Annotated in this window: 6 protein-coding genes and 1 pseudogene; 3 read left to right on the top strand and 4 right to left on the bottom strand. The window is 73.1% G+C overall.

Features of this window, described 5'->3' with window-relative positions; translation table 11 throughout:
* Both ACFVWU_RS22900 and ACFVWU_RS22895 read left to right on the top strand, forming a co-directional pair.
* Nucleotides 1–84 (top strand): annotated as a pseudogene (locus tag ACFVWU_RS22900) (lytic transglycosylase domain-containing protein); the annotation flags it as partial.
* 427 nt (nucleotides 85–511) lie between these two features.
* Nucleotides 512–2,137 carry a CocE/NonD family hydrolase gene (locus ACFVWU_RS22895; RefSeq protein WP_387623924.1) on the top strand — a complete coding sequence of 542 codons (1,626 nt, stop codon included), beginning with the start codon at nucleotides 512–514 and terminating at the stop codon, nucleotides 2,135–2,137.
* A gap of 193 nt (nucleotides 2,138–2,330) precedes the next feature.
* Here the strand turns inward: ACFVWU_RS22895 and ACFVWU_RS22890 are convergent, their stop codons facing one another.
* Nucleotides 2,331–2,834, bottom strand: coding sequence for a MarR family winged helix-turn-helix transcriptional regulator (locus ACFVWU_RS22890; protein WP_387623921.1), 504 nt, complete (start codon nucleotides 2,832–2,834; stop codon nucleotides 2,331–2,333).
* 121 nt (nucleotides 2,835–2,955) lie between these two features.
* On the opposite strand from ACFVWU_RS22890, the gene ACFVWU_RS22885 reads away from it, so the two are divergent.
* A complete protein-coding gene (locus ACFVWU_RS22885) occupies nucleotides 2,956–3,804 on the top strand; it encodes an SDR family oxidoreductase (RefSeq protein WP_387623918.1) in 849 nt (282 codons plus the stop codon).
* Between the two features lie 215 nt (nucleotides 3,805–4,019).
* Here ACFVWU_RS22885 and ACFVWU_RS22880 read toward each other — a convergent pair whose 3' ends face one another.
* From ACFVWU_RS22880 to ACFVWU_RS22870, 3 genes are read right to left on the bottom strand one after another with little or no spacing between them, the layout of a single operon-like run.
* Entirely contained in the window at nucleotides 4,020–5,336 is a 1,317-nt protein-coding gene (locus ACFVWU_RS22880) for an MFS transporter (RefSeq protein WP_387623916.1), read from the bottom strand.
* A complete protein-coding gene (locus ACFVWU_RS22875) occupies nucleotides 5,333–8,524 on the bottom strand; it encodes an amino acid adenylation domain-containing protein (RefSeq protein ID WP_387623914.1) in 3,192 nt (1,063 codons plus the stop codon). Before ACFVWU_RS22875 ends, ACFVWU_RS22880 begins: the two co-directional genes overlap by 4 nt.
* Nucleotides 8,525–8,571: 47 nt before the next feature.
* Entirely contained in the window at nucleotides 8,572–13,185 is a 4,614-nt protein-coding gene (locus ACFVWU_RS22870; RefSeq protein WP_387623911.1) for an amino acid adenylation domain-containing protein, read from the bottom strand.
* Between the last annotated feature and the right edge of the window lies 1 nt (nucleotide 13,186).

Below are 13,186 nucleotides of genomic sequence, written 5' to 3'. Positions count from 1 at the left end.
AAGTGGGCCCTGGACTACATGAACACCCGCTACGGCAGCCCCAACGCCGCCTGGGCCTTCTGGCAGACCCACCACTGGTACTAAACCAACCCCCCTCGGCCCGCCGAACCCCCCGGCAACACACCCGAGACCTTGACCCCCCTCACCCTGGGGCCGGACAGGGACCACCAGGATGACCCCGACAGGGCCCGCGCCCGCGCAACCCGCGCGGCACGGGCCCTCTCGCCGTTGTGCAGGCGGCCGCACTTCGGGCCCGCGAGAGACCCCGGAAGCGGGGTTGAAACGCCAGTAGTACCCGCGGCGCCTGACGGGCCGCCCCGCTCTCCGTGCGAGCGCCGGCTCCCGCGGCCTGCTCCGACAAGTTGGCCCGGTGCACCGGCCGTGGTGCTCCAGCCGTTCTGGAGCGCCGGCGTTACTGGCTGGTAATTTGGCTGATCACCACCTCCCCTGAAGCTTCGTCAGATCGCTAGGCTCCGGCAGTCGATCGGTTCGAGCACAGATGGAGCACGTGATGGAACGACCCGCCCCCAGCCGTGGACGCCGGACGGCGAGTGCCGTCCTCGCGGCGACGCTCGCCCTTGGCGGGGCCGTCGTCGCACAGCCCGCCGTCGCGGACACGCCGCGCGCGGCCGCGGTGGGTGTCGGGTCGTTCCGCCTGGCCGACGTCCCGATGAAGGACGGCGTCGTCCTCAAGGCCGACGTGTTCACGCCGGCCCCCGGGACGCCGGGCGCCGATCCGCAGGGGCGCTACCCGTTGCTGGTGCAGCCGGCCAGCTGGGGGCAGAACGACCTGGAGTACGTCGCCCAGGGCCGTGCGCTCGCCGCCGACGGGTACGTCGTCGTCACCTACACGGTGCGGGGTTTCTGGGGCTCCGGTGGGAAGGTCGACGTCGCCGGGCCCAAGGACGTCGCGGACATCTCCACGATGATCGACTGGGCGCTCGCGCACACCCCGGCCGACCCGGACCGGGTCGGCATGGTGGGGCTCTCGCTGGGCGGCGGTCTGACCCTGCTCGGCGCCGCCTTCGATCCGCGGATCAAGGCCGTCGCCTCTCTCAGCGGCTGGGCCGACCTCACCGACTCGCTCTACAGTGGGCAGACCCGGCACCTGCAGGCCGCGGCCGTGCTCGCCGGCATCCAGGCCCCGACCGGCCGCAAGAGCCCCGAGTTCGCGCGGGTGCTGGACGACCTCTTCGCCGACCGCGACCTGCCCGAGGTCATCGGCTGGGCGGACACCCGCTCCCCGGCCCGCTACCTGGACCGGATCAACGCGAACGGTACCGCCGTCCTGATGGCCAACGCCTGGGGCGACAGCTTCTTCAACCCCAGTCAGGTCACCGACTTCTACCAGCGGCTGACCGTGCCCAAGCGCCTCGAACTGCGCCCGGGCGACCACGCGAGCCAGGAGTTCACCGGACTGCTCGGACTGGACAACGCCACCTGGAACAGCGCGCGTTCGTGGCTCGACCAGTACGTCAAGGGAGCCCCGGCCGCGGACACTCGAACGCAGCCGGTCCACCTTGAGGTCCGCCCCTCCGGCGCGCAGGAGAGCCACGCCGACTGGCAGTCCGTCAGCTCCCGCACCGAACACCTCGCGGTCGGCGCCGACACCCTCGGCGATCCGGCCTCCGCGAACTGGCGGACCACCGTGCTCGGCGACATCCCCTCCGGCGCGAGCGGCGGCGTAGCCCTGCTGTCCGGGCTCGTCGACCAGGCGGTGCACCAGCCGCCGACCGTGGTCGTCCCCCTGCTGGCCCGCTCGGCCGCCGTCGTGCGACAGTCTCAGCCCTACCCGCAGGGCCTGTCGCTGCGCGGCGTCGCCCGGGTTCACACGACGGTCACCGCGACGGCCCCGCAGGGCACGGTCGTCGCCTACCTCTACGACGTGGACGCGCTCGGCGTCGGCCGGCTGATCTCGCACGCGCCGCAAAGCTGGTCCGGGCGGACGCCGGGACAGCCGTTCCCACTGGATGTCCCGCTCTTCGCCACCGCGTACGACCTGCCCGCGGGCCACCGCCTGGCACTGGTGCTCGGCACCCGGGACGCCCTGTACGGCGGGGAGACTCCACTCGGCACCCGGGTGACCTTCGGCTCGACCACGGCCGACCCGGCCGACCTGACGCTGCCGGTGCGCTGATCGTCCGATCGTTGCCGGGAACCTCGGAGCGTGGGCGGGCCCAGGGAATTCCTGGGCCCGTGGGGTCCCGGCGGCGAACGGCCGTCCGGTCCTGAGGTTACGGAGCCGCCGACCGGCGCCGCGCCGGCCTTCCGGAGGTGCGTTCCGTGGGTAGCGAACGAGGACGTCAGCGGGGCGGCATCCTCATCGGCCCCTACTGCTTGGCGCGCTCGGCGAGGCGGTCGAGCGAGTCGACGTACTTGAGCATCAGGCGGGCGAACTCCAGGCGGTCGCGTTCGCTCCAGTCGGCGGTGATGTGGTCATAGGCGTCGCGCTGGTGGCGGCGCAGGCGGGCTATGAGCTCGGTGCCGGCCGGGCTGAGGCGGAGGACGGTGCGGCGGCCGTCCTGCTGGGAGGCGGCGCGGGTCAGGTAGCCGGTCTTGATGCTGTCGCTCACCATGCGGCTGGCGACGGACGGGTCCACGCCGAGGAGTTCGGCGATCGCGCCGACGGTGACCTCCTTCTCGGGGTCCTGGGTGTGCAGCTGGACGAGGTTCAGGACGAGGGTGCGGCCCAGGTCCTTGGCCGAGATGGGGTTCTCGACCTCCAGCAGTGAGGTGCGGCGCAGCTTGCCGAATGCCGGGCCCACGGCGTTCAGCAGGTCCTCGGCCGTCCGGTGGTCCGGGTGGTCCGGGTGCTCCGGCTCGTTCGTCGTCATGCCGCCCATCCTACGGTCCATGAGTGATGGCAGACATGTGTTGACTCACAATTACATGCATGCAAGCATGCATGTGTGCTGCGGCAGGGAGCCGCGGCCCACAGACTCGTAGGGGGAACCCATGACCGTCCTCGTCACCGGCGCCCGCGGCAAGGTCGGCCGTGCCGTCCTCGACCGCCTGCACGCCGCCGGCCTGCCGGTCCGCGCCGCCAGTGCCAAGCCGGCCGAACTGGCCGTCCCCGCCGGGGTCGCGACCGCCGAGCTGGTCCTCGACCGGCCCGAGACCTTCACTGCTGCGCTCGACGGCGTACGGCAGGTCTTCCTGTACCCCGACCCGGAGGGGATCGGGGCCTTCACGGAGGCGGCCCGCGCCGCCGGCGTCGAGCACGTCGTGCTGATGTCCTCGTCCTCGGTCGACGCCCCCGACGCCGAGAGCCGCCCGCTCGCCGCGCACCACCTCCACGTCGAGCAGGCGCTCACGGCGAGCGGCCTGCCGTGCACCTTCCTGCGCCCCGGCGCCTTCGCCAGCAACACCCTCGGCTGGGCGCACCCGATCTCCCGAGGCCTGCCGGTCCAACTCGCCTACCCCGACGCGCACATCGCGCCCATCCACCCCGACGACATCGCCGACGTCGCCGTCGAGGCGTTCACCGGGACGGCCGTCCGGGGCCTCGCGGTCACGTTGACCGGCGCCCGGTCGCTCACCTTCCGCGAACAACTCGCCACCCTGGCCGAGGTCCTGGGTCGCGAGATCGCCGTCGAGACCATCACCCGGGCCGAGGCCGAGCAGCAGATGGGCCGCTTCATGCCGCCGGGGATCGTCGGCTCCCTGCTCGACTTCTGGGCCGAGGCCTGCGCCGGCCCGGCCACCATCGCCGACACCACCGAGACCCTGCTCGGCACGCCCGCCCGCAGCTTCCGGCAGTGGGCGGTCGAGAACGCCGCCGCTTTCACGCTGTCGAAGGAGTAGCACACGACATGAGGCCCAGCGGCCACTGGCTCAACCGCATCGCGCCGCCCGCCCGCTGAGCCCGCCTCAGAGCCGGCCGCGCCCGCACAGGAACGGTGTCAGAGGATCCGCCGGTGCCGCTCCTCCAGGCGGCAGAGGTGAAGGGTGCGCTGCGGATCGGCGGGGAACGAGTGGTCGAGGTGCCAGCCCTGTTCGGCGGCCACCCGCAGGACGGCCTAATCACCGTGCCGAGCGCCGGAGTTCACGGCGGCCGGCGCCAAGTCGCCGGAGGGGGCCGGCTCCTGCTCGGCGGCCGGCAGGTCGCGGATCCGCCGCAGCGGGGAGGCGAGCAGGATCAGCGGTACCAGGAGCTCGCCGAGTTGAGCCGTCCAGAGCGTCGGGCGGGCTCCGAGGCCGGCGCCGAGTGCTCCGCCCAGCAGCGCGCCCAGGGGCATGACCCCCCAGGTCAGGAAGCGCATGGTGGCGGTCATCCGGCCCAGTGCCCCGGGCGGGCAGAGCGTTTGGCGCAGGCTCACCTGGGCGATGTTGTAGCCCACGATCGCGAACGAGCAGCCGAACCACCCGACCACGAACGCGATGAGCCCGGTCCCGTCGTGGGTCAGGGGGACGAGGAGCCCGAGCGGTACGCCGACGACCAGCGGCAGCCACACCCCGCGGGCGTGGCCGACCCGTCGGATGAGGCCGGGGGCGGCGAACGCGCCGGCGAGGCCGCCGGCGCTGCCCGCCGTCATCAGCACGCCGATGAGTCCGGCGGACAGTCCCAGATCGCGGGCCAGGAACTCGGTGATGACCGCCGCGAACACCGCCATGAACAGGTTGACCACGGCGGTGGCCCCGGCGATCGCGCGCAGGATCGGATCGCGCAGTACCAGCCGCACGCCCTCGCCGACCTCCCGCAGCAGCCTCGGCTTCTCCGGACGGGACGGCGCGGGCTCGGCCTGCCGGATGGTCGCGATGAACAGGCCCGACAGGCCGAAGCTCACCGCGTTCGCCATGATCGCCGCCGGTGCGGTGAGCACCTGGACCAGCACACCGGCCACCGACGGCCCGGCCATCTGCGCGACCGAGGCGCTGGCCTGCAACTTGGTGTTCCCTTCGACCAGTTGGCCGGGGCCGATCAGGGTGGGCAGATAGCTCTGGTACGCGACGTCGAAGAAGACCGTCGCGAAGCCCTGGGCCAGCGCCACGGCGTAGAGCTGCCAGATCGTCAGCGCACCGCACCAGGCTGCGATCGGCACCGACGCCAGCAGCGCGGTACGCACCAGGTCGGCGCCGACCATGATCGGGCGCCGCCGGGCGCGGTCGCACCACACCCCGGCCGGCAGCCCGATCAGCAGGGACCCCAGGAACTCCATCGCGATCAGCAGGCCCACGGCCTGTGGTCCGGCGCCCAGGTACAGCACGGCCACCAGCGGCATCGCCAGCACGGACACCTGCACCCCGAACTGGCTGACCGTGTCGGCGATCCAGAGCGAGCGGAAGTCCCGGTGTCCGGACAACCCCGTGCGGCGGCGTCGGGGCAGGTCACTCATCCGTGTGCCTCTGCCTCGTCGGCGAGCTCGTCGGCGAGCAGGTACTCCTCCAGCCGGGGCGCCATGGCGGACACCGTCGGGCAGTCGAACAGCAGGCTCAGCGGGAAGTCCAGGGCGAGGTCGTCCCGGATCCGGTTCACCGTCCGCATCGCGAGCAGCGAATGGCCGCCGAGGCCGAAGAAGCTGTCGTGGATCCCGACGTGCGGGATCCCGAGGGCCTCCCGCCACACGCCGCAGAGCCATTCCTCCAAGGCACTCCGCGGTTCGCCGGCACCAGCCGAGCCACCCGCCGCGCCGGGCACCGACAGCTCGGGTACGGGCAGCGCCGCCCGGTCGAGTTTGCCGCTGGCCGTCCTGGGAAGCTCGGGCACGACGAGGACCGCGCTCGGCACGGCGTGGGCCGGCAGGCGCCGCTCCGCGAAGGCCCGCAGCGCGTCCGGCTCCGGCAGCGCGCCGTCCGCGGCCACCACGTACGCGACGAGCCTGGGGTCGCCGGGCGGTAGCGCCGTGACCGCCGTCGCGCACTCCCGGACGTCGGGGTGGGCGCACAGGGTCACGTCGATCTCGCCGAGTTCGATGCGGAAGCCACGGACCTTCACCTGGTGGTCGGCCCGTCCGAGGAAGTCCAGGCTCTCGCCGTCGGGGCGCAGCCGCACCAGGTCCCCGGTGCGGTACAGCCGGGCGCCGGGGTGGGCGGAGAAGGGGTCGGGGACGAACCGTTCGGCGGTCAGTCCGGGGCGGTTCAGGTAGCCGCGGGCCACGCCCGTGCCGCCGATGAACAACTCGCCCACGCCGCCCGGCGGAACCAGCCGCAGGTCGGCGTCCAGGATGTGGGTGGTGGTGTTGCCGAACGGCGTCCCGAGCGGCACCGTGCCGAGGCCGGCCAGCGTTTCGGGTGTGCACTGCCACCAGTTCACGCAGACCGTGGCCTCGGTCGGGCCGTAGCCGTTGTACAGCTCGCAGCCCGGGAGTTTGCGCAACAGTTCCTGCGCCGTGGCGACGGGCACCTCCTCGCCGCAGGCCACGACGAGCCGCAGCGTCGTGCACTCCTCGATGCCGCGCTCGCTGAGGAGAACGCTCAGCATGGACGGCACGAACTGGCCTGCGGTGACGCGCTCGGTCCGGATCAGATCGCGCAGGTAGCCGGTGTCCCGGTGGCCGTCGCGGGTGGGCAGGACCAGGCGCGCACCGACGGTCAGCGGCCAGAAGAACTCCAGGACCGAGGCGTCGAAGCTCAGCGAGGACCGCTGCAGGAAGGCGTCCTCGGACCGGAGCGGGTACCTCGCCTGCAACCAGTCCAGCCGCTCGACCGCGTTGCGGTGGGAGAGCACGACGCTCTTGGGGCGCCCGGTCGAGCCCGACGTGGAGATGGTGTAGGCGGAGTTGTCGAGGTCGCCGGGCACGGCCGGGGCGCTGTCCGGCCAGTCGGCCCAGTGCGCCGGATCGTCGAGGTCCAGGACCAGCGCGTCCGTGGCCGGGAGCGTCGCGGTGATCCGGCTCTGGGTCAGGATCACCGGTACCGCCGTGTCCTGGAGGAGGTCGGCGAGGCGGTCCCGCGGATGCTCCGGATCGAGGGGGACATAGGCGCCGCCGGCCTTGAGGACGCCGTACAGGGCGGCCACCAGCTCCGTCGAACGTTCCGCCCGGACGCCCACCAGCGTCTCCGGGCCGACACCCGCCGCGCGCAGCCGGTGCGCGATCCGGTTGGCCTGCCGGTCCAGTTCGGCGTAGCTGGTCGCGGTGCCGTCCGGCAGCACCAGCGCGACGGCGTCCGGGGTCTTCCGGGCCTGGACGGCGAAGCGCTCGTGCAGCGCGGTCTCGGACGCGGGCCGGTCCGGGCCGGCCGAGAACCGGGCCAGGGCCCGTCGGGCCCCGGCCGCCGGGGACAGCTCGCCGATCCGACGCCGGCCGTCCTCGGCGACCTGGGCGAGCACGGCCTCCAGCTGCGCCGCGAACCGGCGCATCGTCTCGGGCCGGTACAGGCTGACGTCCCAGGCGACGTCCACGGCGATCGCGCCGTCCGCGAGGTGGTCGAACCAGATCCCGAGGTCGTACTTGGAACCCACGCCCGGCACCGGCAGTTCGGTGACGGTCAGCCCCGCCAGGTCGGGCGCGCTACGGCGCCCGCTGCCGTAGCCGACGATGATCTGGAACAGCGGGGTGCGGGAGGGGTCGCGTTCGGGGGCGAGTTCCTCGACGAGCAGCGGGAACGGAGCCTCCGCGTGGTCGAAGGCGTCGAGCACCAGGTCCCGCATCCGCTCGACCGATTCGGCGAAGGTCGGATCGCCGGAGGTGTCGCCGCGCAGCACCAGCATGGTGAGGAGCGGGCCGATCATCGAGGCCGTCTCGGCCGCGTCCCGCGCCGCGGCGGCGGTGCCCACGGTCACGTCGTCGCGGCCGGTGTACTGCCGCAGCACGACCTGGCACGCCGCGAACAGCACCATGGCGGGCGTGGCGCCCACGGACCGGCCGAGTGCGGCGAGCCGCTCGGCCTCGGGGCGCGGGACCACGAAGCCGGTCACGTCCCCGGCACCGGATCGGTGCGCGGGCCGCGGCAGCTCCGGGAGCAGCTCGAACGGGTCGAGGCCGGCGAGCTGCTCGCGCCAGTAGTCGAGGTGTTCCGAGGCGCTCCCGTCCAGGGCGCGGTCCTCCTGCTCCGCCGCGTACCGCGCGTACGTGATCTCCAGCGGGGCCAGGTCCGCCGCGCGGCCCGTGACGGCGGCGTTGTAGAGCTCGGCCAGTTCGGTGTAGAGGACGTTGCGCGACCAGTCGTCGAAGGCCAGGTGGTGGACGGTGACGAACAGCAGGTGGAGTTCGTCGGCCAGGCGGACGAGCCGGGCGCGGATCGGCAGCTCCTCGGCGATGTCCAGCGGTGCCGTCGCCTCGGCGAGCACGTGGTCCTCGACGGTTCTGCGCTCCGGCGCGTCCGCGGCGTCCTCCACGGCCAGAGTGAACCGCTCGGCCGGCCGCAGGACGCCGCACGGCTCGCCGTCGACGAGGCGGAACGAGGTCCGCAGCAGCTCGTGCCGTGCGACCAGGGCCGTCAGCGCCGACCGCAGCGCGCCGACGTCGAGCGGTCCCGACAGTCGGAGCGGCAGCGGAACGAGGTAGCCGGCCGGGTGCGCGCCGAGCTGCTCGGCGAACCACAGCTGCTGCTGACTCCTGGACAGCCGGACGAGGTTCATCATGGTCCCTTCCTGAGCGTCGGCCGGGGCATCCGGCGTCCGGGGCGGTGTCACGGCGATTCCTCCCGCACCAGGTCGGCGTCGGGCCCGCAGCTCATCGCCAGGGTGCGGGCGTGTCCGAGGAACCGGTCGACCAGCTCCTGGACGGCGGACGCCTCCCACTCGCGGCCCGGGTAGCCCCAGTGCAGCCGCAGCTCGCCGTCCGCGACGAGCGCCGTCACATCGAACCGGTAGGGCCGGGGGAGGCCGGGCGCGAACTCCGCGCCGCGTTCGCCCCCGACGCGCCGGAGCAGGCCGTCCTCCGAGCCCGAGCCGAGCTGCCCGTGGTAGTTGAAGCAGAGGTCCGACGCGGTCCACGGCCCGGACTCGTCGCGCAGGTACCTGGTCATCCCGTAGCCGGCGCCGACGGGCTGTCCGGAGAGCTGGCGGTGGACGTCCAGCAGCTGGGCGACCGGGTCGTCCCCCTCCGGCAGGCGTACGTGCACCGGATAGACCGCGGTGAACCACCCGACCGTGGCGGACACATCGAGCCCGGTGCCCAGGGCGTCCCGGCCGTGGCCCTCGGTGTCGATCCGGAACTCCCGCCGCCCCGTCCAGTCCGCCAGGGTCCGGGCCAGGACGGTCATCAGGACGGACTTGATGTCGGCCCGGTGGACCGCTGCCGACCGGCGCACGAGTGCCTCCGTGGCCGCCGCGTCCAGGGTGCCGGAGACGGTCCGCGCGTCGGCGGCCGTGTTGCCGCCCGCGTCGTCGCCACGCGGCAGTTCGCCCGCGTGGACGGCGCCGAGCGCGCGCCAGTGCTCCGCCGCCGGGGCGAACTCCTCGGATCGGGCCCGGGCGGTGACCGCGCTCGCCCAGGCCTGGAACGAGGTCGTCTTGGCGGGAAGGCTCGGCTGCCGGCCGGCTTGGAGCTGACCGTAGACGAGTCCGAGGTGCTGCAGCAGGACGTCCCAGGACACGGTGTCCACCGCGAGGTGGTGGACGACCAGCACCAGCTGGTCGGGGCCCTCGTCCGCTTCGAGCAGGACGGCGCGCAGGAGCGGTCCGGTGGCGAGGTCGAAGGACGCCTGGGCGGCTTCGGCGGCGGCCAGCAGCGCCTGCTCCGCCTCCTCGGCGGTCAGACCGGCGCCCTCGACCACGTCGAGGACGTCGGTGTCGTCGACCGGTGCGAGGTACTGGTGCCAGCGGCCGTCGCGTTCCTCCAGCCGCAGCCGCAGCGCGTCGTGGTGCCCGACCAGCGCGGACAGGGCGTCGCTCAGCAGGGTCGAGTCCAGCTGCTCGGCGCACTCCAGCCGCACCGACTGGTTGAAGTGGTTCTCGGGGCCGTGGGTGTGGAGGAACCAGTGCTGGATCGGGGTGAGCGGGACGTCGCCGGTCACCGGTCCCTGCTGTGCCCGCACCGGCGCGCCACCGGCTACGGCGGCCTGGGCGAGTTCGGCGATGGTCTGGTGGTCGAAGACGTCGCCGGAGGTGAGGGTGACTCCGGCCTGCCGGACCTTGGAGGCGACCCGGATGGCCATGATGGAGTCGCCGCCGAGTTCGAAGAAGTTGTCGTCGATCCCGACCTCGGTCAGCCCGAGCACCTGGCACCAGGCCTCGGCCAGGACCCGTTCGGCGTCCGTACGCGGGGCTCGGCGGGGACGGTCCGCACCGGCTTCCTCCGCCGGGGCGGGTGCCGGCAGGGCCTTGCGGTCGACCTTGCCGTTGGCGGTCAGCGGGATCCGCTCCACCACCACGAACGCCTGCGGCACCATGTACTCCGGCAACGCCTGTCCGACATGGGCGCGCAGCACCGACACCGGCACCTCGGCGCCGTCACGCACGACGAGGTAGGCGACCAGACGCTTGTGGCCGCCGTCGGCGTGCGCCACCACGACCGCTTCGGCGATGTCCGGATGCGCGATCAACCGGGCCTCGACCTCGCCGGGTTCGATCCGGAAGCCGCGGATCTTCACCTGCCGGTCGATCCGGCCCACGAAGTCCAGCTGCCCGTCGGCGCGCCACCGCACGGCGTCACCCGTGCAGTACATCCGGGCGCCGGGCACCGGGCTGAACGGGTCCGGGACGAAGCGAGCCGCCGTCAGACCCGGGTCGTTCAGGTACCCGCGCGAGACCCCCGCGCCGCTGGTGCACAGTTGACCCACCACACCGACCGGCACCGGGTCGAAGTTCTCGTCCACCACGTACACCGACGTCCCCGAGACCGGACCGCCGATCGGTATCCGCGCGCCGAGGGCGTCCTTGATGACGGCGCTGGTCGTCGTACCGGTGTTCTCGGTCGGGCCGTAACAGTGGACCAGCGCCACATGGCGGGTCGCGGGATCGGTGAGCGACGTCGCGAACGCGCTCGGCATGGCCACGTCGCCGCCGATCATGATCTGCCGGACACCGCCGAGCGCTTCGAGGTCATGTTCGACGAACTGGTTGAACAGCGCGGTCGTGGTGACCAGGCTGGTCACCGCGTGCTCCCGGATCAGCGCCGCGATCTCGGGGATGTCCAGCTGCCCGGCCCTCGGCATCACCAGTCGTCCGCCCTGCAGAACACTCGTCCACAGTTCGATCGCGGAGATGTCGAAGCTGAGCGGCGCGAGCTGGATGAAGGTCTCATCCCGGCCGTGGGCCAGGTAGTCGGGCAGGTACGCCAGCCGCAGGATGTTGCGATGCGTGATGCCGACGCACTTGGGGACTCCGGTCGAACCCGAGGTGAAGCTGACGTACGCGAGCGAGTCGGGGTGCGCGGCCGTCGCCAGCGCCTCAGCGGATTCCGCGGCGATCGCGGCCTGGACCGCATCGAGCACGATGACCGTGCGGCCCTGGGCGGCCTCGCCGAGTCCGGCGAGGGCCTCGGTCGTGGTCAGGATGACCTCGGCCCCGCTGCCCTCGGCATAGGCGGCGGCGCGCTCGGCCGGTCCGGCCGGGTCCAGGAAGAGATAGGCACCGCCGGCCTTCAGGGCAGCCAGCACCGCGACCACCATCTGTACCGATCGCGGAACCGCGATCCCGACGACGGAGTCCGCCGTCACCCCGTGGCCGCGCAATACCCGCGCCAGGCGGTTCGTCAGCGCGTCGAGCTCGCCGTAGGTGAGGGTGCCGCCGACGCCGGTCAGGGCGAGGGCTTCCGGGTGCCGTGCCGAGGCGGCGGAGAACAGGTCGCCGATGGTCCCGGTCGATCGGTCCCAGTGCACCGACCCGGTCCACGCGGTGATCCGATCGGCCTCGGCGGCCGAATCCAGGCGGAGGCCGGCCGGCGCGGCCGTGGGATCGGCGACGGCCTGCTCGACCGCCTGCCGGAAGTGGTCCATCAGGACGCCCACCGTCGCCGGTTCGAACAGCCCGGACTCCCCGATCAGTTCGAACTCGATCACGGGTCCCCGGCCGACGCCGACGAGCATCAGGTCGTTCTTCACCGAGCCGAGGTCGGCGGCGGGCGCCGGCTCGGCCGCGACCTCCGCCAGCGACCAGCCGCCCTCCTCGATGTCCGCCCAGTCCGCGACCGCCTGGCACAGCGGCATCCGCGAGCCGCCACGCGGCACTCCCAGCTCGGAGACGATGCGTTCGAGCGTGATGTCCTGATGGTCCAGGGTGCCCAGGAAGGCCTTCGCGGTGTGCCGCACGGCATCCTCGACGGTCGAGGCCGCACCGAGCCGGACCGGGATCGGCACCAGGTTGGCGAACAGGCCGACCAGCCCCTCGGTCTCGGTGCGTCGACGGCCGGAGACCGCGGCGCCGATCACCAGATCCGACTGCCCGGAATGCCGGCTCAGGACGGTGGCGAACAGCGCGACCATCGCGGTGAACGGCGTGGCGCCCGCGGCGGTGGCGAAGTCGCGGAACCGTCGGCTCTGCTCGGCGGACATCGACCACTGGGCGCGGTGGCCCATGGGCGAGCGTGCTGAGCTCCGCGGCCGGTCGGTCGGCAACTCCAGCACGTGGGGGATGTCCGCGAGCGCCTCGCGCCAGTACCCGAGATCGCGCTCACCGGGCTCGGAGTCGAAGCGAGCCGCCTGCCACTCGGCGTAGTCGCCGTACTGGACGGGCAGCGCCGGGAGTTCGACCGGGACGCCGCTCAGCCGGGCCGTGTAGCGGGCGTCGAGCTCCCGGTGCAGGACGCCGAGTGACCACTCGTCACCGATCAGGTGGTGCACGGCCAGAAGGAGCAGGTGCTCGTCCGCCGCCGTGCGGGCCAGCCGGACCCGCCACAGCGGCCCGCCGCCGAGGTCGAACGCACGGGCGCCCTCGCGGGTCAGCGCCGTCACCGCGCGGTCGCGGGCGGTTCGGCCGTCGGCGCTCAGGTCGATGACCTCGAAGTCGACCGCCGCCGCGGCCTCCGGGGCGACCGACTGGCGCGGCGGGTCCTCTCCGGTGAAGGTCGTCCGCAGCGTCTCGTGCCGCCTTGCGAGGTCCGCGAAGGCTCCCCGGAGGGCTTCGTGGTCCAGCGCTCCGCGCAGCCACGACAGCTCGGTCATGGTGTACAGGCCCTCGTCGGCGGCCAGCTGCCCCGCCGCCCAGACCCCGCGCTGGATCGGCGAGAGCGCGGCGTCCGCGCCCGCCCGGCGCGGGATCGCCCGCCGGGCGAGCCTGGCGGCGAGGTCGATCGTCCTGCCGCCGACCCGCAGCTGCGGGTTCGCGGCGCTTTCGACACCCTCGACGTCAACACTGGTCATC

It is taken from the genome of Kitasatospora sp. NPDC058190 (genome assembly GCF_042883685.1).
Taxonomy (GTDB): Bacteria; Actinomycetota; Actinomycetes; order Streptomycetales; family Streptomycetaceae; genus Kitasatospora.
Note: the sequence above shows the minus strand (reverse complement) of the source record. Positions and strands in the feature narration are given on the sequence as shown.